27 protein-coding genes are annotated in these 26343 nt (G+C 71.5%); 15 read left to right on the forward strand and 12 right to left on the reverse strand.

Features of this window, described 5'->3' with window-relative positions; genetic code table 11:
* Positions 1-34 precede the first annotated feature (34 nt).
* Both KBX43_RS12655 and KBX43_RS12660 read left to right on the forward strand, forming a co-directional pair.
* Complete coding sequence (locus tag KBX43_RS12655) at positions 35-1189, forward strand: hypothetical protein (RefSeq protein WP_043326319.1); 1155 nt, start codon at positions 35-37, stop codon at positions 1187-1189.
* Between the two features lie 42 nt (positions 1190-1231).
* Positions 1232-2404, forward strand: a complete 1173-nt coding sequence (locus tag KBX43_RS12660) for a phosphotransferase family protein (RefSeq protein ID WP_210884517.1) — start codon at positions 1232-1234, stop codon at positions 2402-2404.
* On the opposite strand, the gene KBX43_RS12665 is transcribed toward KBX43_RS12660, so the two are convergent.
* Positions 2401-3261 (reverse strand): AraC family transcriptional regulator, encoded by an 861-nt coding sequence (locus tag KBX43_RS12665; RefSeq protein ID WP_064446879.1) that lies wholly within the window; start codon positions 3259-3261, stop codon positions 2401-2403. The genes KBX43_RS12660 and KBX43_RS12665 overlap by 4 nt on opposite strands.
* Positions 3262-3364: 103 nt before the next feature.
* On the opposite strand from KBX43_RS12665, the gene yidD reads away from it, so the two are divergent.
* A complete protein-coding gene (yidD, locus tag KBX43_RS12670) occupies positions 3365-3754 on the forward strand; it encodes a membrane protein insertion efficiency factor YidD (protein WP_307851512.1) in 390 nt (129 codons plus the stop codon).
* A gap of 90 nt (positions 3755-3844) precedes the next feature.
* Here yidD and KBX43_RS12675 read toward each other — a convergent pair whose 3' ends face one another.
* Together KBX43_RS12675 and KBX43_RS12680 are read right to left on the reverse strand one after the other, a co-directional pair.
* Entirely contained in the window at positions 3845-4579 is a 735-nt protein-coding gene (locus KBX43_RS12675) for a YqjF family protein (RefSeq protein ID WP_209960180.1), read from the reverse strand.
* Between the two features lie 32 nt (positions 4580-4611).
* Positions 4612-4977, reverse strand: coding sequence for a VOC family protein (locus tag KBX43_RS12680; RefSeq protein WP_069087558.1), 366 nt, complete (start codon positions 4975-4977; stop codon positions 4612-4614).
* 587 nt (positions 4978-5564) lie between these two features.
* On the opposite strand from KBX43_RS12680, the gene KBX43_RS12685 reads away from it, so the two are divergent.
* Positions 5565-7724 (forward strand): MMPL family transporter, encoded by a 2160-nt coding sequence (locus KBX43_RS12685; RefSeq protein ID WP_210884520.1) that lies wholly within the window; start codon positions 5565-5567, stop codon positions 7722-7724.
* Between the two features lie 135 nt (positions 7725-7859).
* On the opposite strand, the gene KBX43_RS12690 is transcribed toward KBX43_RS12685, so the two are convergent.
* The 7 genes from KBX43_RS12690 to KBX43_RS12720 form a co-directional block, all read right to left on the reverse strand.
* Positions 7860-8936, reverse strand: a complete 1077-nt coding sequence (locus tag KBX43_RS12690; protein ID WP_069087556.1) for a macro domain-containing protein — start codon at positions 8934-8936, stop codon at positions 7860-7862.
* The gene (locus tag KBX43_RS12695; protein WP_210884522.1) at positions 8933-9616 is read right to left on the reverse strand and encodes a DUF4433 domain-containing protein; all 684 of its coding nucleotides are present in this window, start codon (positions 9614-9616) and stop codon (positions 8933-8935) included. The genes KBX43_RS12690 and KBX43_RS12695 overlap by 4 nt, the downstream gene beginning before the upstream one ends.
* Positions 9617-9619: 3 nt before the next feature.
* Positions 9620-11218 (reverse strand): restriction endonuclease, encoded by a 1599-nt coding sequence (locus tag KBX43_RS12700; protein WP_083296925.1) that lies wholly within the window; start codon positions 11216-11218, stop codon positions 9620-9622.
* 627 nt (positions 11219-11845) lie between these two features.
* Positions 11846-14920: a DUF3427 domain-containing protein gene (locus tag KBX43_RS12705; RefSeq protein WP_210884524.1), complete on the reverse strand. Its 3075-nt coding sequence runs from the start codon at positions 14918-14920 to the stop codon at positions 11846-11848.
* Between the two features lie 105 nt (positions 14921-15025).
* Positions 15026-15577 (reverse strand): GNAT family N-acetyltransferase, encoded by a 552-nt coding sequence (locus KBX43_RS12710; protein WP_210884526.1) that lies wholly within the window; start codon positions 15575-15577, stop codon positions 15026-15028.
* Between the two features lie 45 nt (positions 15578-15622).
* On the reverse strand, positions 15623-16522 hold the full coding sequence (locus KBX43_RS12715) for a phosphotransferase enzyme family protein (RefSeq protein ID WP_210884528.1): 900 nt from the start codon (positions 16520-16522) through the stop codon (positions 15623-15625).
* Positions 16519-17955, reverse strand: a complete 1437-nt coding sequence (locus tag KBX43_RS12720; RefSeq protein ID WP_187692611.1) for a helix-turn-helix domain-containing protein — start codon at positions 17953-17955, stop codon at positions 16519-16521. The genes KBX43_RS12715 and KBX43_RS12720 overlap by 4 nt, the downstream gene beginning before the upstream one ends.
* 317 nt (positions 17956-18272) lie before the next feature.
* Here KBX43_RS12720 and KBX43_RS12725 point away from each other — a divergent pair, with 317 nt between their 5' ends.
* From KBX43_RS12725 to KBX43_RS12740, 4 genes are read left to right on the forward strand one after another with little or no spacing between them, the layout of a single operon-like run.
* A complete protein-coding gene (locus KBX43_RS12725) occupies positions 18273-18494 on the forward strand; it encodes a hypothetical protein (RefSeq protein ID WP_210884530.1) in 222 nt (73 codons plus the stop codon).
* On the forward strand, positions 18491-18733 hold the full coding sequence (locus KBX43_RS12730) for a DivIVA domain-containing protein (RefSeq protein WP_210884531.1): 243 nt from the start codon (positions 18491-18493) through the stop codon (positions 18731-18733). Before KBX43_RS12725 ends, KBX43_RS12730 begins: the two co-directional genes overlap by 4 nt.
* Complete coding sequence (locus tag KBX43_RS12735) at positions 18726-18980, forward strand: hypothetical protein (protein ID WP_210884533.1); 255 nt, start codon at positions 18726-18728, stop codon at positions 18978-18980. Before KBX43_RS12730 ends, KBX43_RS12735 begins: the two co-directional genes overlap by 8 nt.
* Positions 18981-18999: 19 nt before the next feature.
* Positions 19000-19380 carry a hypothetical protein gene (locus KBX43_RS12740; RefSeq protein ID WP_210884535.1) on the forward strand — a complete coding sequence of 127 codons (381 nt, stop codon included), beginning with the start codon at positions 19000-19002 and terminating at the stop codon, positions 19378-19380.
* Here KBX43_RS12740 and KBX43_RS12745 read toward each other — a convergent pair.
* Entirely contained in the window at positions 19377-19904 is a 528-nt protein-coding gene (locus tag KBX43_RS12745; RefSeq protein ID WP_069087549.1) for a flavoprotein, read from the reverse strand. The two genes, KBX43_RS12740 and KBX43_RS12745, sit on opposite strands and share 4 nt — an antisense overlap.
* Before the next feature lie 73 nt (positions 19905-19977).
* Between KBX43_RS12745 and KBX43_RS12750 the strand changes: the two genes are divergently transcribed.
* The 5 genes from KBX43_RS12750 to KBX43_RS12770 all read left to right on the forward strand — a co-directional run bounded on the left by KBX43_RS12750 (position 19978) and on the right by KBX43_RS12770 (position 24387).
* Positions 19978-21270, forward strand: a complete 1293-nt coding sequence (locus KBX43_RS12750; protein WP_210884538.1) for an AAA family ATPase — start codon at positions 19978-19980, stop codon at positions 21268-21270.
* 75 nt (positions 21271-21345) lie between these two features.
* Positions 21346-21588 (forward strand): hypothetical protein, encoded by a 243-nt coding sequence (locus KBX43_RS12755; protein WP_043326278.1) that lies wholly within the window; start codon positions 21346-21348, stop codon positions 21586-21588.
* Between the two features lie 47 nt (positions 21589-21635).
* A complete protein-coding gene (locus KBX43_RS12760; protein ID WP_210884543.1) occupies positions 21636-21941 on the forward strand; it encodes a DUF6403 family protein in 306 nt (101 codons plus the stop codon).
* Positions 21938-23302, forward strand: a complete 1365-nt coding sequence (locus tag KBX43_RS12765; RefSeq protein ID WP_307851513.1) for a hypothetical protein — start codon at positions 21938-21940, stop codon at positions 23300-23302. Before KBX43_RS12760 ends, KBX43_RS12765 begins: the two co-directional genes overlap by 4 nt.
* On the forward strand, positions 23299-24387 hold the full coding sequence (locus KBX43_RS12770; RefSeq protein WP_069087546.1) for a hypothetical protein: 1089 nt from the start codon (positions 23299-23301) through the stop codon (positions 24385-24387). The genes KBX43_RS12765 and KBX43_RS12770 overlap by 4 nt, the downstream gene beginning before the upstream one ends.
* A 27-nt stretch (positions 24388-24414) precedes the next feature.
* Here KBX43_RS12770 and KBX43_RS12775 read toward each other — a convergent pair whose 3' ends face one another.
* The gene (locus KBX43_RS12775) at positions 24415-24981 is read right to left on the reverse strand and encodes a snapalysin family zinc-dependent metalloprotease (RefSeq protein WP_064446896.1); all 567 of its coding nucleotides are present in this window, start codon (positions 24979-24981) and stop codon (positions 24415-24417) included.
* A 116-nt stretch (positions 24982-25097) separates the two neighbouring features.
* Between KBX43_RS12775 and KBX43_RS12780 the strand changes: the two genes are divergently transcribed.
* Both KBX43_RS12780 and KBX43_RS12785 read left to right on the forward strand, forming a co-directional pair.
* The gene (locus KBX43_RS12780) at positions 25098-25484 is read left to right on the forward strand and encodes a globin (RefSeq protein ID WP_307851514.1); all 387 of its coding nucleotides are present in this window, start codon (positions 25098-25100) and stop codon (positions 25482-25484) included.
* A gap of 138 nt (positions 25485-25622) precedes the next feature.
* A complete protein-coding gene (locus KBX43_RS12785; protein WP_064446897.1) occupies positions 25623-26336 on the forward strand; it encodes a hypothetical protein in 714 nt (237 codons plus the stop codon).
* Positions 26337-26343: the final 7 nt, after the last annotated feature.

The following is a 26343-nucleotide window of genomic DNA, read 5'->3' on the forward strand; positions in this document are numbered from 1 at the left end:
CCGATTGGTGGGCTCGCGCGGCGGAGGAGTCGGCGTGACGAAGACTGATTCGACGGGTTCCACATGGCGGTACCGGTGGGCGCACCGGCAGAACGAACGGCGGCAGCGGGCGTTCCGCGCGGCCGACGAGGCGTGGCGACGCCGCGACGACGAGCTGCGCCGCCTGCGTACGCTCGCGGTGTCCTTCCACGGCTCGGCCCAGGCGGGCGTCGGCCTGCCGATGGAGCTGGCCCCCGGTGAGGTGGTCTTCTGGACGCTCCCGGCCGCGCAACTGGTGGAGGTGCGGCACACCGCCGTGCTGCCCGCCCCCGAGCTGACGGTCGACCCCGACCCGCCCGTGCTGCGCCCGCGCCGCCCTGAGGGGGTCAAGGTGGTCGACGCCGGGCTCGCCGTGCTCACCAACCGCCGGCTGGTGCTGCTCGGCGGGCGAGGCCGGCGCGACTGGGCGTACGGCCGGATGACCGGCCTGTCCCACGACCCCGGCGCGCCGGTCACCCTGATCCAGGTGCTGGACCGGCGACGTACCTCCGGGTTGCTGCTGCCCACCGGCGCGGTGGCCGACTTCCGGTTCACGCTCACGCTCGCGTTCGCCGACGCGATCGAGCAGCGCGCCGCGGTCGTGGCCGAGCTGGACGAGCTGATCGAGGAACACGCGGCGGAGCGCCCCCAGCGCCCGCCCGTGCTCACCCCCGCCCAGGCCCGGGTCTCCGCGCTGGTGCCCGGCGGCCGGCGCACGGTGGCCGTCGGCGCGGCGCTCGCGCTCGTCGTCCCGGCGATGCTCTTCGAGTCCAACCCGCCGACCCGGGCCGGCTCGGAGCGCGCCGTCGCGGCCACCCCGGCGGCCACCGGAACCCCCGCGCCACCGCAGGTCGCGCCCGCCGTCCAGGTCCGGCCCACCACCAGCCCCGAGCCGTCGCGTGCCCGTCCCGCGCCGCCGCGCGGCACGCCCCAGCCGCCGGTCGAGCGCCGCTGCGGCGCCCCGGCGAACCCCTTCGGGTACGACTTCTGCGGCGGCCAGCGGATCCGCAGGCCGGCCGCCGGGGTGTGCGACTGGTTCGAGTGCGTACCCGGGTTCTGGTCCGATCGGGGCTGGCTGGTGCAGTGCCGCGACGGGTCGATCAGCCGCACGGGTGGCCAGCGCGACGTGTGCGCCGGGCACCAGGGGTTGCGCCGCACCGTCTGGCGCTGAATCCGCTCGCCTCCCGTCGGGGCGTCCGGCTACCGTCCGGCCGTGTCCCGCACCGTCACGCTGATCCTGCTCGACGCCGCTGGCCGTCCGCTCGGCGCGCTGCCGTCGTTCGACGTGCCGGAGCCGTGGTGGCAGGAGGTCGCCTCGATCGTGGCCGAGGTTCGTCGTCGCCACGGTCTGGCGGTCGCCGTGCTGCGGCTGCTCGACGCCGACCGTCCCGCGCCGCCCGGTGGCCACGTCCGTTACCTGGCGCAGACCGCCGACGCTCCCGCCGTACCCCTGGAGCGGGTTGCCGTGGACCTCGCGCCGCACCCGCTGCGCCAGTCGTGGGCGCAGGCCGGCGGCCCGGAGCGCAGCGTCGCCTGGGCGGCGGGTGAGCTGCGCCGGCTCGGCCGTCGGGTGACGGCGGTGGCGCAGCAGCGCACCTGGAACCTCTCCGCCATCTGGCGCCTGGACACCGACGCGGGCCCGGCGTGGCTGAAGCAGCTCCCGCCCTTCGCCCGCCACGAGCCCACGGTCCTGGCCTTCCCCGGTGACCCGAGCTCCTTGGTCAACGGGCCGAAGGTGCTCGCCGCCGACGGGGAGGGGCGGATGCTGCTGGCGGACGTGCCGGGGCAGGACCGGTACGGGGCCGGGGAAGGGGAGCGTGCCTCCATCGCGGTAGAGCATCACGCGGTGCAACTGCGGGCGTGTGGGGTCGTCGGTGAGCTGGTCGCCGCCGGGGTGCCGGATCTGCGCGGGACGGGGCTGGCGGACTGGATCCGTGAGCGGCTCGCCGGGCACGACGTGTCGGCGGCCGCCGGTCTGCTCGACGGGCTCGACCACCGGCTCCAGCAGGTCCGGGACTGCGGCCTGCCCGACACGCTCGTGCACGGCGACCTGCACCCCGGCAACGTGCGCGGCGACGGGCGGCGGCGGGTGGTGATCGACTGGGCGGACTCGTTCGTCGGCCACCCCGCCTTCGACATCCTGCGCCTCACCGAGGACGTCGACGCGGACGCCGCCGTCCGGCTGACCGGCGCGTGGACGCGGCGCTGGCGCACCGACGTACCGGGCAGCGACCCGCACCGGGCCGTCGACCTGCTCCGGCCGGTCGCGCCGCTGCGGCTGGCCGCCGTGTACGCGATGTTCCTCGCCGCCATCGAGCCGGGCGAGCATCGGTACCACGTACACGACGTGCCGGCCGCGCTGGCGCGAGCGGCAGCTACTCCCTAGACCCGGCGGACCGGGATCCACAGCTCCGCGTCGGCGGTGCCGCCGTCCTCGGCGACCCGCACCCGCGAGATCTCCGGCCCCGGGCGGGCCTCGTACGGGTTGGACGGGAACCAGGACGTGAACACGGCCCGCCACAGGTGCTGCACCGCCACCGGGAACGCCCCGGAACTGGAGAACACCGCCCAGTCACCGGCCTCGACCGGCAGGCTGTCCAGATCGCCGGGCACCTCCGCGCCGGTCACCGCCGCGTACCAGTAGTCCAGCTCGGCACCCTCGTCGCGGGAACCGGCCAGCTCGGCGCTGACGTTGACGATCCCGCGCGGCTCCTGGTCGGACAGCGCCTCGATGCGGCGTACGGTGGCCGGGTCGATGCCCCTGACGAACGCCACGATGTGCGGGTTCATCCCCTCGTGCACGAGCGGCACCCGCGCTTTCAGCCCGGCGAGCCGGAAGGCGTCCTTGGTCACGATCCGGTAATCCATGCTGGTGTTCCCTTCGACGACGAGCCGGAAGGACAGCCGGGGCTGGGACCGCAGCACCGCCCCGGCCTGCCGGGCCTGCGTCGGCCCGACGCCGTGCACGGCCCGGAACGCGCGGGCGAACGCCTCGTTCGAGCCGTAACCCCAGCGGACCGCCACGTCGAGCAGTGACTCCCGCCCCGCGAGCACGTCCGCGCCGGCCAGCGTCATCCGGCGACGGCGGACGTACTCCGACAGCGGCAGCCCGGCCAGCGCCGAGAACAGCCGGCCGAAGTGGTGCTCCGAGACGCCCGCGATCCGGGCCAGCGCGGCCACGTCGAGCGGCTGCTCGAGCCGCTGTTCGAGGTAATCCAACGCGGCGTTGAGCCGATCCAGCACCCGATGTTCCTTCCTGGTGACGACCTCGACGCTAGGTTCCCGGCCGTCCACAGACCCGATCACACCGGACCCGGTCCGGTCGCCTCATTCGACACTGGCGGGCGTGTCGCATCATGACGTGGTGATCTTCCGGAAGCGGCACCGCCACAAGAAGAAGAGCCGGGACTGGTGCAACTGCGACGTGCCCACCTGTGACGGGCCGGGCTGCTGCGACCTGGGCCTCTTCTCGATGCTGCTCACCCTCGGTTCGGTGACCGCCGGCGTCGTCCGGCGGCCCGCCGTGGACCGCGCCGGCCGGGCCGCCATCCTCGGCTACCGGCGCTGGCTGTCGCACCGCTGGCCGGCGACCTGCCGCTACACGCCCACGTGCAGCGCGTACGGGCTGGCCGCGGTCGAGCGGTACGGGCTGGCGGTGGGCGGTCGGATGGCCGCCGACCGGGTGCGCCGATGCCGTCCCGACGTGCCGCACGGCACCTACGACCCGCTGCGCTGACGCGCCCTCGCCACGTCGGGGAGGTGGCGGTGTCCCGGTGCGCCGGATGCCGCCACTCCGGCGACCTGGTGTCGATCGAAGCGGTGGCGGTCACCCGGCCGACGTGGGGCCGCCGAAGACGACGGGGACGCCGGGGGAGTAGAGCACGCTCACCGGTGGGCCGTCCGGCGCGGGCAGGCCGGCGGCGGTGACCAGTTCGTCGTCCAGGTCAAGCAGTTCGGCACGGTGCAGCGGCCACTGTGGATGCCAATTCGGCACGTGAAGGGTGCGGCCGTATGCGCGGGTGTGCAGACCCCAGCGCGCGGTGAGGAAGTGCTCCAGTGGCGTCGGCTCGGCGATCGGCGCGCCGACGCGCACCGTCATCCGGCTGGACGCGCCGGACGGACCGGGCCAGCGGCGGCGGCAGCGGTAGGTGAGCGTGTCGCCGGAGCGGTCCAGCCGCATCGCCGACCACTTGTACGGCAGGCGCAGACTCAGCTGGGCCACCAGCACCGGCACCAGCCGGGACGCGTCGAGCGAGCGGAACACGACGGCGCGCCGCCCCGAACCGTCGACGGAGTAGAGCCGGACGTTCGTCTCCCAGAACGTGCCGAAGTACGGCACGCCTGGGCCGACGCCGAGCCCCAGCCCGACCATCTGGAACCCGATCAGCCCGACGTAGGTGAGCCCGTCGAACGTGTCCGGCCGGGTGCCGGCGGGCAGCAGCGGCGCCACCCGCTCCGGCGGGACCGCCCAGTGCAGGAACGTCAGGTCGTGCCAGCGCTGTGCCAGCCAGGACCGGCGGATGGCGCGTACCGGAGCGTGCTCGACCGGTTCGATCTCCACCGGTCCATCCTGTCTCGCCGACGCAACCGGACTCACTCCGGCCGGTGGCAGACCGCCTCGACGTTGTTGCCGTCCGGGTCGCGGACGAACGCGCCGTAGTAGGTGGCGTGGTATTCCGGCCACTCCTTCGGCGCGTGCAGCACCTCCGCGCCGGCCGCGACAGCCGCGTCGTGGAACGCGCGCACCGTGGCACGGTCGGCAGCGGTGAACGCGATGTGCACGGGCACCGGCGTGGCGTCGGACGGCGCGGGTTCCACCCAGAAGTCGGGCTTGTCGACGCCGTAGCCGATCGGGCCGGGCTCCATGAGCCGCCGCGCGCCCAGCGGGGCGAGCACCGTGTCGTAGAAGGCGCCGCTGGCCGCCAGGTCGCGCACCGCTACGGAGAAGTGGTCGAGCACGTCGCCTCCCTGCGATCGTCGTTGACCGCGCCAGGCTACGAGCCCTCTACGACACTTTCGCCGCCCGGTTTGCGTCGCGCCCGCCGCCGGGCAGCCGTCGCGGTGACGCCAGCCGTCGTCGAGCGCCCGGGCTCCGTGGTCCAGCCTCGTTGAAGACGTGTGCCATCCAGAGCGATATGCCTCAGAGTCATAATTACGACTCTGAGGTATATCGCTTCTGCCTCCATGTATTTCCGGCGGCGGTAAGGACCGTCGGGCGGAATGCTGTCGCCGCCGGGCGGTGAATGAACTCGCCCGCCGCGCCCCGGATTTCCGCACGCCGCCCACCACGTAGTGGGTGCTGTCCTCGGCGCCGAGCCGTACCGTGCTCTGCGCCAGCAGCGCGCCGAACACGACGGCGTACCCGATCAGCGGCGGGGCGTCGGGGTTGGTGGACCGCCAGCACGGGGGCGAGCACCGGCGCCGCGAGCACGGGCCACACAGCGCGGTGGAGACCGGATCGTCGACGAAGTCCGCGAGCCGTCCGAAAGGGATTGCTCACGCAGCGTAGGATCGCGTGCGACACAGCCGAACACACGGGGGAAACGATGTTCGAGCGCCTGGGCAGATTCGTCGTGGGCAAGGCGTGGTGGGTGATCGGCGGCTGGGTCGTCGCCGCGATAGCGATCATCGCCGCCAGCCCGTCACTGAGCGACATCACCTCCGCCGACCAGGAGAGCTTCCTGCCGAGCTCCTACGAGTCGGTGCAGGCCACCGAGCTGGCCGGGAAGTCGTTCCCACAGGCGGCCACCGCCACCGCCACCGTCGTGGTCAAACGCGGCGACGGCAAGCCGCTCACCGCGGCCGACGAGGCGCGCGTGGGGCAGCTCGCCGCCGCGCTCAAGGCGCGGAACATCCCGCAGACCTCCGGCTACCTGACCGGGCCGCAGGCCGTCGCGCCGGACAAGTCGGTGCAGGTGGTCACCGTCGGTCTCGACGCCGACAGCCCCGACGACCCGGGCCTGCTCGACGCCGTACGCGATCTGCGTGCCGCCCTCGGGCCGGACCTGGCCGGCAGCGGCCTTACCGCCGGGGTGGCCGGCGACGTGGCCAGCTTCGTCGACAACGAGGACACGTTCAACGACGCGTTCGCGGTGGTCGGCGTCGCCACCATCATCCTCATCATCGGGCTGATCCTGATCATCTTCCGCAGCCCGATCGCCGCGCTGCTGCCGGTGGTGGTCATCAGCGTGGTCATGTCCGTCACCACCGGCCTGGTCGCCGCCGCCGGCAAGGCGTTCGACCTCAACGTCAGCCAGGACCTGCAGACCATCCTGCTGATCGTGCTGTTCGGCATCGGCACCGACTACATCCTGTTCCTGCTGTTCCGCTACCGGGAGCGGCTGCGCGCCGGTGACGACAAGCGCACCGCGATGGTCGTCTCGGTGCAGCGGGTCGGCGAGGTCATCACCTCCGCCGCCGGTGCGGTCATCGTGGCGTTCCTGGTGTTGCTGCTCGCCTCGCTCGGCTTCTTCGGCTCGCTCGGCCCCGCGCTCGCCATCGCCGTCGGCGTCATGCTCGTCACCTCGCTGACCCTGATCCCGGCACTGGTGTCGCTGCTCGGCCGGTGGGTGTTCTGGCCGTCGAAGGCGTGGCAGCGCCCACCGAAGGCGACGCTGTCCCGGCGACTCGGCGCCGCCGTCGGCCGTCGCCCGGCCGTCGTCGCAGCCGCCTCCGGCGTGCTGCTCGTCGCGCTCGCCGCCGGGGTGCTCGGCTACAAGGCCGACTACGACTTCAGCGCCGGATTCCCGCAGGACACCGAGTCGGCGCGGGCCGCCCAGGACCTCCAGCGCGGATTCGCCGCCGGTGCGCTCGCGCCCACCGAGGTCTACCTGACCACCGGCAACGGCACCCCGCTCACCGACCAGCAGGTGAACGACTTCGCCGCCGCGTCGGCCAAGGCGCCGGGCGTCGGGCGGGCGCAGCCGCCGGAGCGCAGCGCCACCGACCCGAGCGTCGCCCGGATCAGCCTGCTGCTGAACGAGAACCCGATGTCCAACGAGGCGATCACGCTGGTCCGCGACGACCTGCGGGACGTGCTGCACGCCGCCGCGCCGCCGGGCACCAAGGCCTTGGTCGGCGGCGCCACCGCGATCTTCGCGGACATCAACTCGGCGAACAACAGGGACCTCTCGGTCATCCTGCCGGTCGCCGCCGGCCTGATCGCGCTCATCCTCGGGTTGCTGCTGCGCAGCCTCGTCGCGCCGGTCTACCTGGTGATCGCGGTGCTGCTCAACTTCGCCGCCACGCTCGGCGCGACCGTGTACGTGTTCCAAGGGCTCCAGGGCAACCCCGGCGTGACGTTCCAGCTGCCGATCATCCTCTACCTGTTCGTGGTGGCGATCGGCACCGACTACAACATCCTGATGATCGCCCGGCTTCGCGAGGAGGCGCGCGAAGGGCACGAACCGCACGAGGCCGCCGCGATCGGGGTGGAACACGCCGGCCCGACAGTCGCCGCGGCCGGGCTGATCCTGGCCGGCACGTTCGGGGTGCTGATGCTCGCGCCGATCTCGTTCCTGCAGCAGATGGGTTTCGCGGTGGCGATCGGGATCGTGCTGTCCGCGTTCGTCATGTCGATGTTCTTCGTACCGGCGCTGACCGGGCTGATCGGCCACACGGCATGGTGGCCGGGGCACGGCGACGAACGGCGTAACGGCGGTGGCCGGCACGCGGCACCCGAGACGGCCGACGCCGCCCAGGTGTAATGGCCGCCCGTCACCACCTCGGCACTCACCGTAGGTTCCAGCCATGTCCGGTTGACGCCGAGCGGATGACGATCGGGGGCGCTGCGCGCTCCCGAACGAGGTGGAGAACTACTACAGATGGTGGCGCAAATGGCCTCAGGTTCGTGCCGGGCTCGGCAGCAGTCCGACGTCCTGGAGCCGGTCGAAGGCCATCCGGATGTGGGCGGGCGTGAAGAGCCGGGCTTTGCGTCCGCTCCACGTTCGCACCCGATCGACCAGCACATCGATGTCGGTGGCCGGAGGGTGCAGCTCGGCAGCGTAGTGCACAGTCGCCAACAGCTCGAGGCTGTATGGCGTCTCGAAACCGTCGACAAGCCGCGTGAAGCGGTCCAGTAGAGCGTCCGGTGCGGGATGTGCGGCAAACCACGCGGCGACGTCGTCGGCCGCGCCGTCGATCAGGCGGAACGGCTGAAGCTCCCCGACTCGGGCGGACCGGTCGCCGAACCCAGTGAGGTAGTGCCCCTCGAGCCGGTCGAGGACATGGTTCAGGTTCTCCGCGTAGGGGCCGTAACGCCCACGCGTGAACTGGAGGCGGAGGGGCTGACCGAGCACCTGGAGGAAGTAGGCGATCTTCTGGATCTCCAGCACGGTGACCCCGTCGCGCGGTTCCAGCGCGCGGGCGCGGTCGACGTAGCGCTCGATCGCGCGCAGCAGCGTGGCTCGGCCAGGAGTGAGCCCGGGTTTCTCCGTGGCAACCGGCATGTCACCGGGATCGGGGGCGCCCTCGGGAGGGAACAGCAGCACCCGGATCTCGGGGAGTTCGGCGAAAGCCTCCTCGATCATGGGCCGGACCTCGCCCCAGTCGAGGCCACCGTTGCCGCAGCCCAGCGCCGGCACCGCTACGGACGTTATCCCCGTCTCGCGTACCACGCGGACCAGATCCGCCAGCCCGGAGCGGATGTCCTCGATTCGCGAGTTGGCCCGCCAGTGGCTCTTGGTGGGAAAGTTGATCACGTACCGCCGTGGGCCGAGACGAGCCGAGTCGAAGACGAACATCTCGCCCAGCTTGACTTCTCGAGCTGCACAAGCGGCTCGGTAGGCGGTGTAGTTGGCCGGGTAGGCGCGCTTGAACTGGAGGGCGATGCCCTTGCCCATGACGCCCACCGTGTTGACCGTGTTCACGAGGGCTTCGGCATCGGCAGTCAGCAGGTTGCCATGGCTGACGACGATCACTCACGCACCTCCCCTCGTTGGTATCCGTAGTACCAGTGCTGTCTGACATCAACGTACGCGTCAATGATGCCAGCAGAGCGGAGGACGTGCCCCAGCTGCGCCTTTCGCGCATCGGTCCGGACGACGTAACCGGTGATCAGGTTGACAGGGAATTCGCGGTGTACCAGTAACTCGGCCATCCGGCGTCGGATCCGATCGGGGTCTTCCGGCACGTTGTTCCAGTACGTCGCCCGCATCAACGGCCAGTCCACCAGTTTGCCCAGGTCGTCGACGTTCCCGGTGAAGGCGGTGACTCCCGCGGCGCAGTTGCCGTCACTCGCCACCCAACGCAGCCCCGCTCCCTGCACCCGGTCGACTGAGCTCACCAGGTAGACGAGGGGATCGTCCCCACCTGGGTAGCAACCTGCCTTCCCGTCTCGATGTTCGCAGGAGATCCGATACATCATCGGCGAGCGGGGGGCGAAGTAGAACGGCACGTAGTCCGCGACAAATCCGCCCGGGGGACAGGTGACCGGCCGCTCCCGACGGCTCGCCTTGATGCCGACTGCTCCGACGTCGGTCCTCAACTGAGCCCCAACGGCGCTGTCGGCAAGCAGCCGGCCGGTGGCAAGGATGTTCGGCAGGTTGTCGATGTGCGTGAAGTGCATGATTCGCGCACGCTCGGGTGTGGGACGGCTCACCACTCAATCCAGTTCGCCGGGATCGATCCGGGCCTTCACCTCCGCATGCTCGGCAAGCAGGTAGAGCAGGTTCGAACCGTCGATCAGCTCCAGAGGCTTGCCGGAGGCGAACTCGTACGAGGCCGGACCGTAACCACTGGTGGTGACGAGGATCCCCTTGGAAGCGCCCTCGTTCTGCAAGGTGCCGAACAGGTCGCGGACAGCGGAGACATCGACCGTGTGGCGGTAACGCTTGGCCTGGATGACCACCTTGCCACCGAAAATGGGTCGGGGGTCGAAGGCGACGCAGTCGACGCCACCGTCGCGGGACGGCCTGGTCTGCTTGGTGTCCAGGCCCATCCTGCCGAAAAGGTTCTGGATCAGGCTCTCGAACTCGGTCGGACTGAGCTTGAGCAGGTTGGGTCGCTGGTCGAGATCGGCAAGTACGTCGACTTCCTCGACGAAACGCTTGTCGACCATGTCGAACTCCAAGACCGGCCGCACCGGAGCCAGCTCCGCCGGACGCTTGGAAACCGAGGCGTTGAGGTGTTGCAGGCAGGCTAGTGGCTCGACCAGCTTCAGGTTCAGCACGGTGAACGCGTCTCGGGTGGTCCGAAGCGTGACGAGGCACGGCTGGACGGACGCGCCGGTCCGAGGGTCGGTCGTGTCGACGATCCCGTTGAACACCACCGTCTCCACAAGCCCGGAGCGGTCCGCCTCGAACAATTCGTGCACCGTCCGCAACGTGACCTGGGCAACGAGATTCGCGTACCGTTCCTTGATCTCCTTAGCTGGGCGGGCAGCAGTGGTGATCTCGTCGCGAGACTTGATATACCGATATTCGCGGACCGCAGGGATCACGTCCAGGGTTGGCAGATGGTACTCGACCACCAACTGCCGAGACTCCGGCACGTAGGCGAGGCGGTAGTGCTGGGGGAAATCGTCGGGGTAGACGGAGTTGTCCAGCACCATGCCGAAGTATTCGACCACGCGCTCGGGTTCGGCGGCGGCGAGGGCCGCCGCGAAGCGCTCGATTTCCGCGTTGTGCGCAGTGACTTCCGCGTCGACCTTCGCGCAGTGCTGCTGGTACTTATGGTGTGCGGCAGCCAGTCGGCGCTGCCGATCAGCCTCGGCCGCCGCGTGTTGCGTCTGAGCCTGCGCGAACGACTGCTGTGCCGCTGCCATCTGCTGCTGGTGGCGGGCTTGGCCACCGAATATCTTGCTGATCCCGCTTGGGGCGGGGGGAGCGAAGCGCCGCCAGTCCGGAGGAGCCAGGGGCGTGCCGAGGGGCCCGGGGTCGAAAGGCGGGTGCTTCGCGGACCGCCGCAGGCGACGGAGATCGATGTGGTCGTCGACCTCGAGCGTTGCCGCGAGGAGGTTGTCCAACTCTTCGAGGTGCGACTGTAGATCAGCGTTGTCGGCGACCACCTCCGCCGCACGCGCTTCCCCGTAAAGCCGCTTTTTCTCGCGCTCGTTCGCGGCGCTGGCGCGCTGCGCGGCCTTCATCGCGCGATCTGCCTCACGGCGCATCTGTTGCTGATGTCGGTAGGCGGCGGCCTGAGCCTGCTTCTGGGCGCGCACCTGCCGCGCGTGCGCCCGTTGCATCTCCTTGAGGATGCCCACAGTCGTTCCTAGGTGTCAGGAGGGGTGCGGAATCGACACCTTATCCAGTGCGCAGGACACTCGGGCTCTGCCGAATGTCGAAATGGCGGCCATGGGAGGTCAAATCCAGGCCGAATGTCCATGTGCGCCTGATTCTAATGTCAGATCTCAGACAGATTCTCTTTCCCGGACTGTCGCTCGGCGGAGGCGTTCTACCGACTCTCGGCGTGCCGGTCCGGCGGAACGGACGGCGTTCGCGCCTGCGCCGTCCGAACTGCCCGATCAACACAAGGGTGCACATGCTCTCCGCTCGGTGTCCACTGCCGAACCTAGGTCGCTGATCCTCGACCGAGCCACCTCACTGGTCGACTACCTCATGGTGTACGGGCGCAATTGGAGAAGCCCGCCCGGACGGTGCCGCACAGCGACGTCTTCTGGCAGCACGACCTGCCAGCCCACCCGACTGCCCGTTTGGTGTCTCAACGGACGGCAGCAATTGGTTGCGGTGGGTCTGCAGTCTTGGGTTTGGACAACCACAAGGTTCAGCGGTTGCTGCTCCATGCCGTGGGACAACATCACGCCACCACCCAGGTCGGAACGGATACCAAGCAGCAGATGAGCTGCTTCCCAGCGGGTGAGCCGTCTATATCAGGCGGCAATCGCTCGGGCGGCGGCGTACATGTCGGCGGGCAGCGGAGTCCGCAGCTCCCAGAGGATCCGCATCGGCCGGTCGCCGCTGTGCTCCCGGTACGTCATCGGCCCCGCGTACAGGTACGGCGGCGCGCCGAGATCCCGGTCGGCGATCTTGGTCTCGCGGACGAACAGGTGGACGGTCGAGCTCTGCGCGACGTGGTTGACGTACCGCCGCCCGGTGGCCGAGCCCGACGACGTGGTGCTCTGCGACTCCCACTGGAACAGCTTGTCGGTTATGGCGCGGTCGGCGTACATCGTGGTGGGGGAGTAGTGCTCCTCGGACTTCACGAGCGTGACGAAGAACAGATCCGCTCGCTCGTCGGGCAGCCACTTCACGCCCTCGCGCAGCGAGCCCGGGTTGGTCATGCCGAACGCCGCGCACGCTTCGTTGCGGCTGTAGCGGGCGTGCACCCGCAGCGGTACCCGATCCTGGGCAGGCGGCTCGGTGACCCGGTGGATACGGTCGCGCAGTACCTCGGCCACCTGCCGCAGTTCGGCGCAGCGCGCCGGTTCCGCCCACAGCCGCTTGAGCCGGGCGTCGCGTTCGGTCAGCGGCACCGACGGACCCCACAAGCTGAAGTGCAACATGTCGAGCAGCCGTCCGGCGGCGGGGCGCTGGCCGGCGGCGACCCGGGCGAGCAGATCCAACCTGTCGACGTCGTCGGTGTGCAGCATCCGACCGATGGTCCGGCTCAGGTCCCTGTCGTCCGGGCCACAGGCCGTCGTGTCGAGGCCGGCCAGGCGGCGTAGCCCGGCCCAGCCGCCGAGGCTCCCCGACCGGTAGACGTCCTCGATCTCCAGGCCGGTCTCGCGCAGGAATCTTGCGAGGCTGACGTCGCCGAGTTGCCGTAGCTCCGCCACCAGCGCGTTCTTCGACGTCGGCATCGCCGACTTGAGATTGCGGAGGACGATGTCCTTCGCCACCCGGTCCAGTTCGATGTGGCAGCCGCTTGGCAGCGAGGGGAAGTCCTCCCGCACGGCGGCTTCGACAGCCCGTCGGCTCACCCCGGCAAGTGCCCGCCAGCGCAGATCGAAGCGGAAGTTCGCGTGCTGGCCGCCGATGAAGTCGAGCACTGTCAGACACGGCTTGCCGTCGTCCAGCCGCAGGCCCCGGCCGAGTTGTTGGAGGAAGATCGTGGCGCTCTCGGTGGGGCGCAACATGAGGATGGTGTCGACCATCGGCAGGTCGACGCCCTCGTTGAACAGGTCGACGGTGAAGAGCACTCTCAGCTCGCGCTTGCGGAAGCGGTCAATCAGCGCGTGCTGATCTGCCCGCTTGATGCTTGATGTCACGGCCGCCGACGGCACACCGTGCCGCGTGAACCAGTCGGCCATGAACCGCGCGTGCCCACGGCTGACGCAGAAGCCGAGCGCACGCATCTGCCCGACATCAGCGATGCGTGTGACCGCTTGCAGGATGAGTCGGGCCCGAGCGTGGTTGCCTGTGTAGACGCCTTCTAGTTCGCTGGTGTCGTACCCCTGCCCGCGCTTCCACCGCACGTGGGACAGGTCCACGTCGTCGTGCAGCCCGAAGTACTGGAACGGCGCCAGCAACTGCCGTTCGAGGGCATCCCACAGGTGCAGCTCCACCGTCGCACGGCCGTCGAACCACGAGCGCACGTCCCGGCCGTCACTCCGCTCGGGAGTCGCGGTCAGACCCAGGAGTACGCGCGGCCGAAGCCGCTCCAGCAACGCCGTGTACGTGGCCGCCTCGGCGTGATGGAACTCGTCCACGATGACCATGTCGTACGCCTCGGGGTCGATCTCCTGCCGGTGCAGCGACTGGATCGACGCGAAGATGTGCTTCCAGCCCTGCGGCCGATCGCCGCCGACAAGCGTCTCGCCGAACGTGCCGTCGCCCATGACCTGGCGGAACACCGACCGGCTCTGTCGCAGGATCTGCTCCTGGTGTGCGACGAAGAGCAGCGAGTCGACATGCCCCGCCCGCTGGAGCCGGCGATAGTCAAGCGCTGCCACCACGGTTTTGCCGGTGCCGGTCGCCATCACCACCAGGTTGCGCCAGCGGCCGTGCACCAGCCGTTCGGCGTTGAGGTCGTCAAGAACCTCCTGCTGGTACGGGAACGGCCGGACGTCCAGGTTCGCGATTTCGGTCGGCGCGTCGTCGTCGCGTTCCCCACGCAACGCGACGCGCAGGCGCTCGGCGTCGGTGGCCGGGTCGTAGGTCTCGAACGCCGAGTCGTGCCAGTAGTCGGCGAACGTCGCCTCAAACGTGTCGATGACGTGCGGCTGCTCCAGGTTCGAGATGCGCACGTTCCACTCCACGCCGTCGACAAGCGCGGCCTTGGACAGGTTCGAGGAGCCGACGTACGCGGTGGTGGTGCCGTTGTTGCGCCGGAACAGCCAAGCTTTCGCGTGCAGGCGGGTGGTACGGGTTTCGTAGGAGACCTTGATCTCGGCGCCCAGCTCGGCGAGCCGATCAAGTGCCCGCTGGTCGGTGGCGCCCATATACGTGGTCGTGATGACGCGGACCCGGCCACCCCTCGCGATCACCTCGGTGATCGCGGGCTCGATGATGCGCAGCCCGTGCCACTTGATGAACGCGCAGAGCAGGTCCACCTCGTCCGCCGAGGCCATCTCGTGGCTGACCTCGTGGCCGATCCGCGGCTGGTGCCGGCCGTTGACCAGGAGCGCGCCGGTGGAGAGCGGTGTCGAGGGGCGGATCGGGAAGACAGGCGCGGCCGGCGGGGTGGGCGGCGCGGCGATGGCGTGCAGCAGACGTTGGGCGTCGGCCACCTGGTCGTCGGCGGTAACGGCACGCGGCTCGGCCTGAGCGATGTGCGCGGCGATGCGGTTCGCCAGGTCGACCTGCCGGGCGAGCTTGTTGTCACCGCCGCCGACGCCGAGGAGCGCTCGCCGGGCCAGGCCAGCTATGTGCCGGGCCAGGAGTTCATGCGCGTCAGCGGGATCCAGCTTCTCGTCGCGGACAAGGGCGTTGTCGATGTGCCGGAGCTGCGTCGCCAGCTTCTCCGTGATCAGGTGCTCGTAGATGCCCTGTTCAAGATCCCCCACGAAGGCAAGCTAGCCGCGATGAACGCCGGGCGGAAGCCGGTGCGGTAGGTGTCAGGAGCTTTCTCCTTCCGCCTGTCAGATCATCGACACGGTCTCCGGGATACCTCATCGACGCGCTGGCCCGATGGGCTTGGTGCGGACCTCGAACAGCGGTGCGCCATCCCGCGCGGGCTGCAGCCGGCCGGCCGGCTGCCATCCCCAGGAGTCGTACGCGCGCTGGGCAGGGGCGTTGTCGGGCCGTACGAGCAGCGTGGCGCGTTGTTCCCGCCGCGTGCTCAGGAGCCGGTCGTGGAGTGCCCGGGCGATCCCCCGGCGTTGCCACGAGCGCCGCACCAGCAATTCGCAGACCGCGAAAGTCCGGTGCCCGTCTTCGTCCGTGAAGCCGTCCGGCACCGGCTCATGAATGCCGTCCCACCAACGCGAATCGGCTCCGAGCGGGAAGCCGTACACGTAGCCGACCAGATCGTCATCGATCCTGGCCGTCACCAGCTCCCAGCCTTCCCGGGGCATGTGTGCCGCGAGCTGCTGTTCGTACCGCTCGGCCGTGTAACGCGGGCCGTCGTCGGCGTGCGCGTCGAGGTAAACGTCCACAAGCTGGTCTACCAGGCCCTCGGCTCCCGCTGCGGTCTCCTGCCGTAGTCGCAGATTCTCCAGCACGATCACAGGATCCCACCCGGGCGGCAGTCACTCGCCGAGAGGCTCTCAGACGAGATCGGCGAATGGCTTCCAACGTAGACCGTGGTCGCCTTGGATGACCGACTGCAATCGCTTGTCAAACTCGGCTGCGACCTTCCCCGAACTTGCGAGAAGCGGCGTGGCAGCAGCGATCATCTTGAGCTCGCGGGCTTCCCGCAGAAGTGGCCAGTCGCGGTCGGACGTCACGTCATACCCGTACGCCTCGGCGAGCGCCCGATGCGCCCCGGTCTTCCCGAAGCGGACCTCACCCACGGCGACCGCTGCCAGGTCCACCTGCCAAGGCCCGAGACAAGTGGCGTCGAAGTCGCAGAGCAGGATGCCGCGCGACGCATCCCGGAGAAGGTTGCCGACGTGCGCGTCCCCGTGGATGAGCGACTGCTTCCCGCGCTGGTTGAGGTCGGCGACCTGCGGCTCCAGGCGGTCGCACCACGCCGCCAGGTAATCGTGGTCGTCGGCGGTCAACCCGTCGGCATCCGCCAGGCGTCGACGCGCGTCCCCGATCGGATCCCAGGTGGCCAGCGGGAAGGGCGGGGGTCCGAGCGCATGAAACCGCTGCAGCGCCGAGCCGAGGTCATTCATCGTCGGAGTAGGCGCGGCGGGTGGCACGTAGACCCACACCGAGGCCACCAAGTCACCGACCGCAACCGGCTGCGCCACGCCGGGCGCCAGCCGGATCGTGGGCGCGTCCAGCTCGGCGAACCATCGCGCAAGCTGAACGACCTTCGTCACCCGGCCCCGGAGCCGGTGCGTCCGCGCGATGCGGATGACGAGCCCGGATTCCGGCAACGCGAACACGGCGTTGTTGGTCAGCCGAAGGAGGCGGGCATCCTCGGTCGGCACCTCAAGTCCGCCGGCGATCTCCCGCATGGCGAGGGTCATCGCTTCTTCCGAGAACCGTCCGTTCATACCGTGGCCGCAGCTCGTGCGGTGAGCGTCCGTTCGAATTCGGCAACGACGGCAAGGTGGCGGTGCCGTCGGAGATCACGGCGTAGGTTGAGTACTCGATCAACGACTCGACTGGAACTCAGCGCTCGCGACTGCTCGACCACGCGCGTGCCGACAGCGACCGCCCGCTCGGGCTCATCGGTGAGGAAGAGCGCGCTGCACAGGCCGACCTCGTTCAGGACCATGCTGCGGACGTTCGCCGGGCCGAAGGCGACGATCGCCTCTTCGACGCTCCGCACCGCCTGCGTCGCGTGCGTTCCGGCCTGCCGAGCCATGTCGCGGTACACGCGACCGTACTGCGCTAGCAGCTCGCCACGGTCGTAGAAGGCCATCCAGGTTGGCTCGCGCTCGGGATCCACACGCTCGAACTGATCACTCGCCTGACCGAGGAGGGCCAGCGCGTTCTGGTGGTCGCCGAGTGCGGCTGACGAGGCTGCCTCCGCGCCCCAGAGCAGCGCCTTCACGGCAGGGGTCGCCCGGGATCCCAGCTCTGAGTGGGCCAGCCGCAGCGTGGCCAGAGCATCGTGGTTATGCCGAAGGTGTTGCAGTTGCTTGGCCTGCGAGTAGCGGATCAGAGCCGCCAGCGGAGCGTCGTCAGCGGACATCGCGGCCCGCTCGCCGGCGGCGAAATGCCGTTGAGCGTCCGCGTGCCGGCCAGCGTCGAGCGCGGTCCAGCCAGCCAACTGGCGAGCTGCCGCGATGGCCGCGACCAGGCGGGGTGTCACCCCGGGCGAGTGCGACCAGTCGAGCATGCGGTACACCGACTCCGCGAACCGGGCGACCTCCCGATAGAGCAGACCGCCACCGCATTCGTAGTCGACCGACCGGTAGAGCTCCAGTACCGCGTTTAGTCGAGTCACGTCCGCGCTGCCGATTCGGCGAGGACGGGGATCCTCAGGGGCTCCGACCAGCCCGGCTCCCGCCGAAACCGCCGCGATGCCAGCCAGGAGGGTCCGCCGGCCCAGGTCTGGTGCGGCGCGGCTCCCGTCGGCCCGAGGGCTGCCCGGGGAGGCGGGACCGACGGCGAACCAGAGAGATCCCGGCGGGACGCGGAGCACTGTCGCCCAGTGCGCCAGCCGGTCGAGATGCACCAGGGCGGGGCCGTTCTCGATCCGGCTCAACTGCGCCTGCGTGATCCCCAGCCACCCCGCGACGACGCTCTGCGGCAGCGGGCTCCGCCCGTGGTACGGGTGGTGTCGGTACGCCCGGATCACCTGCCCGAGGTGCCGTCCGGCCAGCGCCGCCCGGAGCGGCTCATGGTCCCAGAACGAGTCGGGCACGGCGGGCGGCGTGCTGAGGCGGTCGCGCTCGGCGGCCTGGCAGGGCGCGCAGCGTCCCGTGTCGTTGTCGCGCGCCAGGCGCCCGCCGCAGCGGGGGCAGTTCGCAGGTGTCACCGGCAACCTCGCCGTTCGCGGAGAACCTGTGTCCGAAGTCGAGCCTAGCCATTCAACCCGTTCCGGAGCGGCCCGGTATACGCACCGCGCATATCGCCGGATGTCTCGCGGCGGTGACTGAGCGTATGCAGTGTGCGCATGACGACCACGATCATCAGCGCATGGGCTTCCTGCCGGGAAGGCCTGAGAGTCGGCGCATGGCCCGGGGCGGGTGCTGGGCTCCGGCGGCGTCGCGTCCCCCGATCGCGGCTGTCCACCGACCCCGTCCGCCCCGGTGCCGCTCCACGACACACACCCGACCCCGGAGGCGCCCACCGATGTCCGCCGACTTTCCCGTCCTCACCCCGGTCACCGACGAGGATCTGCTCGTCGCCGCGCTGGCCGTGCGCGTACACGTGCCTGAGCACTGGCCGCAGGGGCCGTTGTGTCGCAGCGAGCGCGTCCCGTACCCCTGCCGGCTGGCCCGGTGGGGGAGGGCGACGCTCGCCGCGGCCGGGCTGCCCGACGAGGCCGTGGCGGCCGGGATGGTGGCGTCGTGATCTACGTGACCGGGGAGCGGGTGCAGGCGTACCAGGTGCGCAGCGCGGTCTTCGACACCCGCTGGCGCGGGCTGGACCCGGCGCAGGTGCACGACTACCTGTGCCGGGTCGCCGACGAGATGGACCGCCTGCACCGCGAACTGGCCACCGCCCGGACCGAGTCGGAGCGGGTCTGTCAGGCGTTGCGGCAGTGGCAGTCCCGCCACAACGGGTGCCGGCGACGCGGTCACGATGACTGAGCCTCGCTGGATCATCCATCTGCCGACCACGCTGACCAGCCGGGACGCCGCCGCCGACCTGGCCGCAGCGCTCGCCCGGTCGCTCGGGCACCTGGATGCCGTCGATTTCGGCGAGACCACGCTCAGCGAGGAGGACGCACAGCACGTGCGGTACCGGGTCTGGTGCGATCAGCGGTTGCCCGAGGGTGGACGCTGTGGGCTGCGGAACGGTCACGGCGGGTCGTGCTGGGCGACGGAGCCGCGCTGACGCCGGTACCGTCCCCGCCGTGCTGGACACCGAAGAACTACTCGCCGAGTTCACGTCGCCCCGCCCGTACACGATGGCGGTCGTCGCCGACGCGCCGGCCGCGCCCGGCGTGCACCTGGTGCTCGACGGTGGCGTGGTGGTCTACGTCGGCTACACCGGCAACCTGCGCTCCCGGCTGCGGCAGCACCTCACCGGCAACCGCGACTCGTCGGTCCTGCATGACCAGGTCGGCCAGCTCCTCGACACCCCGGGCCAGGCCGCGACCCGCGACGACATCGCCGGGTGGCTGGGGCGGCGCGAGGTCCGCTGGCTGAAGACCGACCACCCCGAGGGTACGAAGGACGCGCTGGTCCTGGCGTTGCGTCCCCGCTTCAACCGCCAGGTGCCCCGGCCCCGCTAGGTGTCGGATCGCGTCGCGCGCAGCGCGTCCACCACCACAGCCCATCGGTTCGGCGACATCTCTTCCGGCGTCCGCAGCACGTCCCCGTCGTGCACCACCACCCCCGCCTCACGCAGCCGCTCCAGGTTCGGCTGGTATGCCGGATGCGCGGTAAGCACGGCTTTGACCCGGGGAAACACCTGGATCGGCAGGCCGGAGCCGAGCAGCTCGTTGAGGATGCCCAGGACAAGTGTGTCGCTCGCGCCGGTTGCCCACTTGTTCAGCGTGTTGAACGTGGCGGGCACGACCGCAGCGACGTCGGCCGGAGGGTGCGGCTCGGGGTCGTCGGGGCGGCGCCACTGCGCCCGCACCGGATATCCGGTCTGGTCGGCGAGTACGTCACAGTCGAGCCAGCTCGCAGCGATCGGCGTGGCGATCAGACACACTCGCCACCCGTCGGCCATGAGCAGCTCGACGAGTTCGCCGATCCGCTGGGCCGGGGGAGCGGCGCAGACGATGAGGTAGAGCACCGGCGCTTGACTCATGCCCGCAGTTTTACCCGGCGCGTGTTAAGAAGGGGCCCCGCCTCTACCGGAGACGTTAAAAGGGGGCCCTTCCTTGCACGAAGCGGAGCTGGTGATCCAACGGGTGCTGCGGGACCTCCGGGAGGGGGCGCATCGCGGCGTCGTGGTGGACTCGCCGCCGGGCGCCGGGAAGTCCACCCTCGTGGTCCGCGCCGCGGTCGAGATCGCCGCCACCGGCGACCCGCTGATGATCGTGGCGCAGACCAACGAGCAGGTGGACGACCTCATCGACCGGCTCGGCCGTAAGGCCCCGGAGCTGCGCGTCGGGCGGCTCTCCGCGACCGACTACCGGCCCACCGGGCGGGTCACCGGCCATCCGGCGGTCCGGGTCGCGGCGAAGGTCGCCGACCTGGGCGGGCCGGCGGTGACCATCGGTACGGCGGCCAAGTGGGCCACCGTCACCGAGGGGAGCTGGCCGTGGGCGATCGTGGACGAGGCGTACCAGATGCGCGCGGACGCGCTGCTGCGCGTGGCGGGGCGGTTCGAGCGGGCGCTGTTCGTCGGTGATCCCGGGCAGCTCGATCCCTTCTCCACAGTGGAGACGTTCCGCTGGACCGGGCTGACCTGGGATCCGATGCAGTCGGCGGTGGCGACGCTGCTGCGGCACAACCCGGAGCTGCCGGTGCACCGGCTGCCGGTGTCGTGGCGGCTGCCCGACTCGGCCGCGCCCGTCGTGTCCGCCGCGTTCTACCCGTTCACCGGGTTCCGGGCCGGTACCGGGCCGGCCGACCGGGTGCTGACGTTCACCGAGCCCGGTCCGGGGGACGCCTACGACGCCTCGGTGGAGGTGGCCGCCGCGACCGGCTGGGCGTTGCACGAGCTGCCGGCCCGGCACACGGTGCGTACCGATGGGGAAGCCGCCGCGGCCTGCGCGGAGCTGGCGTTGCGGGTGCTGGCGCGCGGCGCGGTCGCGGTGAGCGAGGCCGCGCCGGGCGGCGCGCCGGTCACCGCGGACCGGATCGCCGTCGGGGCCGCGCACCGCGACCAGGTCGCGGCCATCCGGTCCCGGCTGGGCACGGCCGGGGCGGGCATCACTGTGGACACGGCCAACCGGCTCCAGGGCCGGGAGTACGACGTGACGATAGTGCTGCACCCGCTCTCGGGCCGACGGGACGCGACCGCGTTCCACCTGGAGTCGGGGCGGCTGTGCGTGCTGGCGTCGCGGCACCGGCACGCCTGCGTGGTGGTGGCCCGGGCGGGGATCGGTGAGCTGCTCGACGCGTACCCGTCGACCGAGCGGGTGCACCTGGACGTGCCGGTGAAGTTCCCGGACGGCTGGGAGGCCAACCAGACGGTGCTGACCCACCTGGACGCGCACCGGGCGTGACGAGGGGCCGTCGTGGCATGTGCGGCGAACCGAACGGATCTTCCGGCGGTTGAGGGCGGTGGGCACGATGGCCGGATGTACCCTCACGACCCGTATCAGCAGGATCCGTACCAGCAGCAGTACCCGCCGCCGCAGTACCCGCAGTACCCGCCGCAGGCGTACGCGCCGCAGCCGGAGCAGCCGACGAACAGGTGGGCGATCGTCCTGTGGGTGGCGCTGCCGGCGCTGCTGGTGATCCTGTGCTGTGCCGGCTGTGTCGCGTCCGGGTTCGCGGGCGGGTTCATCGAGGGGTTCAACGAGGGCTATTCGTCGTCGTAGGCGTACCTCGGCGCGCGCCGCTGGCGGCGGTGCGTTAGACATGGATCATGACCGCGAGTGTGCTGCCCTGGCTGGGTGGGGGCGTGGTGGCCCTGGCGGCCGGGTTCCTCGCCGCGTTGCTGCCCCGGCGACGTGCCCGCGCGCAGAGCCGGCGTGTCGCCTGGTCCTCGGCGCGGGCGGCGATCCACGACGCCACGGTCAGCCGGGACGCGTCCCCGACCGCGGTGCCGGAGGCGGAGCGGCTGCTGGCCCGGGCCGAGCTGCTCGCCGCCGGTCGGGGCGGCGCCGACGCGGCCCGGGCCGCGGCCGAGCACGCGCGCCGGGCCGACGAGCTGTGGCGGGCGGGCCGGTGAGCGCGCCGAAGCTGCCGGTGCGCCGGGAGCTGGTGCGCTGGTCGCTGCTGGCCGCCGCGGCGGCAGTGCTGGTGGTGTTCCTGGGGGCGCAACGGCAGAGCGTGGAGGTCAGCTACGGGCGGTCCCCGTCGGCGGGCGCGCTGCCGCAGGAGGGGTCGGCCGGGGAGCTGAGCGACGCGAGCGTGCCGTCGGTCGAGGAGATGACCGCGCTGGTCGCGGCCGAACCGGTGGTGCGGCTGCCCGGGGCGGTCGCGCGCTGGGACGAGCAGCGGGTACGTGAGGCCATCGGTGACCGCGGCACCCGGATCCTGGTCGCCCCGCCCGGTCTGGACGAGGCGGAACGACGCCGGGTCAAGGACGTGGAGAACGCCGAGATCCGGATCGTCGGCACCGAGGTCAGCGGCGGGCTCTACGTGGCTTCGCCGGACGACCTGCCGGGCTGGCGGGCCCGGTTCGCCACCCGTGACGTGACCGGCCCGCTGCTCACGCTGCTGGCGACGCTGCACGACCAGCCGACGCCGCCGGACCGCGACGACCTGCGCTGGCGGGAACCGACCGGTCCGGAGCTGGCCCCGATGGTGGCCGCGTTGCGCGCCACCGGCCGGTACGTGGGCCCCGGCGCCACGCTGACCAAGCTGCCGGAGAAGGCGGCGAGCAGCGCGTTCCCGGACGGGGCCTGGTTCGTGGTGCTGCCCGCGCAGCCGTACGGGGAGCCGCTGCCCGCGTACGGGCCGGCGCTGCACCGGCTCGCCCCGGATCAGCCGCTCCTGGTGATGTACGGCGACTGGATCGAGTACCACGGTCCGAGTGCGGCGGAGTTCGCCGAGGTGGCGGGCGCGAGCTTCTACGCCCAGTTCGGCAGCCGGCTCGGCCGGTACGCCTACCCGCAGCAGAACGTGCTCGCCACGTACCTGGGCCAGGTGACCGACGTGCGGTACGCGGGGCTGTTCGACCGTCCGCTGCCGTACCGGCCGTTCGACCCGCTGCGGGTGGCGCTGCCGGCGCTGCCCTGGATCTTCGCCGCCTGCGTGGCCGGTTTCGTGGCGCTGTCGATCCGTACCGTGCGGGGCAGCGGTCGCCGTCCGGCCGACGTCGGTCCGGGCGGTACGCCGGCCCGGCTGGCCGGGCTCTCCGCGCTGGCGGTGGAGCTGTCGCTGCTCACCGACGCCCGCACCGACCCGGCGCTGGTGCGGGGCGTGGGCCGGTTGCGGGCGGCCCGGGACGCGCTGGGCGAGGGGTTGCCCGACCGGCACGTACGCGAATTGCTGGCCGACGCGGCGGCCGAGCTGGACGACGTGGCCCGGCACGTGCGGATGCCCGGCTACCGGCCGGACGTCTACCTGCGGGCGAGGCTGTCGTGAGCGGCGTCGCGACCCGGCCCGCGCGGGTGCCCGCCCGGCGCGGCGCGGCGGCGACCGGTCCGCGCCGGCTGCTCGGCCGCCTGGTCGGCACCGCCTTCGGCCGGGCGACGCTCGCCTGCCTGGCGCTGGCCGGCTGGGCGCTGTGGTCCGGCGGCATCCTGGACGGGCCGGTCGCGCGGCAGGTGCGCGTCTCGTCGGTCTACGCCGCTCCCGGGGTGGACCTGGACCGGGCCGCCGCCGAGCGGGTCATCGGCAACCGGCGGCTGGTGGTGCTGATCATGGAGCCGGGCGCCGACCTGCGCGAGGCGTGCGCCGACACGAAGCGCGCCGCCCAGGGCACGCTGGTGCTGGCGATGAGCCGCGACGGCGAGGACTGGGACACCTACGGCTGCTCCCGGCTCGGTGGCGACGGGGCCAAGGACCTCGGCCGGGCCGTGGTCGCCGAGACCACCATCGGCCGGGGCGCCGACGCGTTCGTGGACCGGCCGGTCGAGGCGCTGAAGGTGATCGTGCTCAACTACGACCGGCTGGTCCGGGCCGGTCTGGTGCCGGACGGCGCTCGTACCATCAGCCCGTCGCTGCCCCGGTACCTGCTGGCCGGTGGCGCGGTGACCGGCGTGGTGGCCGGCGCGGCGGTGCTCTGGTTCGGCGGTCGCCGGGCCGGTCGCCTGGCCGACGCGCGCCGGGCCGGGCGGGACGCGCGCGCCGACGAACGGGCCGCGCTCGGCGCCGCCACCGCTGTGCTCGCCCAGCAGATCATCGACCTGGACGGGTACGCCGGTCCGGCCGCGCCGGCGCACCGGCGGCTGGCCGCCGACTACGTCGGCCTGCTCGACGAGGTGTCCGAGGTGGACGACGACGCCGGGGCGTTGCGCCGGCTCCGGGAGCGGGTCGAGGAGCTGAACCGCCGCGCGGCGGCTCTGGCCGACGACGCCGCGTCCGGGCGGGGCGCCGATCGCGCGGGTGGCCGCAAGCAGGACAAGCCGCCGGCCGGGAGCGCCGGCAGGTCGGCGGGCGGGCGTCCGGGCCGGACGGCGGCCGGCGCGCCGGGGAAGGGCCGGACGCGCGGACGGGGCCGGCGGTGACCCGCCGACCCCGTCGTCACTGCGTCGTCAGCGCTGGGCGCCCACCGTCGCGGCGGCCGGCCAGCTGCCGGTGAAGACCTGGGCGGGCGTCGCGCTGCGGGCCGCGAAGCCGAACAGCGAGTCGACCCGGGAGGCCTCGGCGGAGCTGGGGTACGGGTTGGTGCAGCTCGTACCGGCGCTGCCGCCGGACATCAGGATGGCGCAGTTGCCGTTGTAGTTGTCCGGCAGGCCGAGAATGTGGCCGATCTCGTGCGTCATGATGCGCAGTGCCGAGTACTGCTGGGCCTGGTTGTAATCGATCACCACGCGGCCGTTGCCGAGGCTGGTGCGCTGGGCGTACGAGCCGCCGCCGTAGGTGTAGGTGATCCGCAGGTTGGACCCGCACTGGGCCATGTTGATGTTGTTCGTGTAGTTGTTCCAGATCGCCGCCGCCTGCACCGCCGTGTTGGCGAACGGGCCGGCCTGGCTGATGTTGTAGCAGACGTTGCGGACGGCGGCGGAGGCCGGAGCCGGGTTGACGGCTACCGCGCCGAGCGCTGCCAGCGTCGCGGCCGCGAGGGTGGCGAGGATCCGGGACAGCTTGGGCTTACGCATGGTTCACACTCCTTGGGATGGGGGGTGAGCGGAACGCCGCCAGCCTATAGATTGGTATCCATCGATATCAAGTATCGCGGTGAACTGACCGGGCTCGATCATCCGTACCACTTGTCGTGCGGACCACGGAGCTGGTGACCTGTCCCCGCGAGCCGCGCGACCGGCTCGGCCCGGTCGCCGTACGCGAGGCGGTGCACCGCTGGCTGCGGCTGATCGCGGCGGACGCGGAACTGGCCCCGTACCTGATCGGGGTCGACCGCCGCCGGCTCGCGGCGCTGCTCACCGACCGGCTGGACGCGGCGCTCGGCGGTGTGTGGCGCAGCCCCGGCGGCACCGGCCCGGACGGCGGGCCGGTCCTCGGCGGCGCGCGGCGACCGCCGTTGAGCGAGGAGCAGCGCTGGCGCGTCCTGGACTACCTGGCCGCCGCGCTCTGGACGCTCGACCTGCCGCCGACCGCGCTCGTGGACGCCCAGCGGGCCGTCGCCGGACTGCTGCGCGCCTGATCGCCCACCAGCACAGGAATGGTCGTTCACGCCGCCGGGAATCCCCGGTTTTCCTGTCAACCTCCCGTCACGCGGGGTGTTTTTCTGATCGCTTCCGGTCGATAACGTCGGGCCACTGCCGTCGACGAAGGGCCGACGATGAACGACAACGGACACCCGCTCGACCGCCGGCGACTGCTCGCCGGCGCGGCGGCAGCCTCGGCGGTCACAGTGACCGGCCTGGCCGTCGCCTCCACCGGAGCCGCCGCCGCGGCGGCTCCCGCCCGTCCCGCGACACCGCTGATCGCCCGGGACCGCATCGCCACCGCCGCGCTGCGCGCGCCCGACGGCTCCGCGCCCGCGGTCGGCGTCCAGACCGACTTCCACGCCCGGCTCGCCGCCTGGCTCGCCTTCTGGTCGGCGAACTCGCCGCCGGCCTGGAGTACGCCGGTGCACGTGGTCGCCCGGGTCGAGCCGGCCGGCGACGCGCTGGTGCTGCACGCGATCCGGCACCGCCGCGACGACGAGCTGCACGCCGGGTTCGCCGCCGGCCGGCGCGACGCCACCCACCTGGCCACGCTGGCCAGCCTGCACCACCACTTCCCGGACGTGCGGGTCCGGCCGGACGGCACGATCCGGGTCGCCGACGGACCGGCCGGGTTCACCGGCGCGCCGGAGCAGGTCGCCTTCGCGGTCGCGGCCTGCCGCGAACTGTGGGGCGACGCCGCGGCCACCCCCGGCCGCTGGGCGGAACACGCCGCCCGGGTGCTCGCCCGCGCCGGGCAACGCACCGACGCCGCCTCGCACGCCGGCTGGGCGGCCTTCACCCGAACCAGCCTGCGTCGCGGGCTGGGCACCGAATCGTACGAGTGACCGGAGG

The organism is Micromonospora sp. C41 (assembly GCF_018070485.1).
Taxonomy (GTDB): Bacteria; Actinomycetota; Actinomycetes; order Mycobacteriales; family Micromonosporaceae; genus Micromonospora; species Micromonospora chalcea.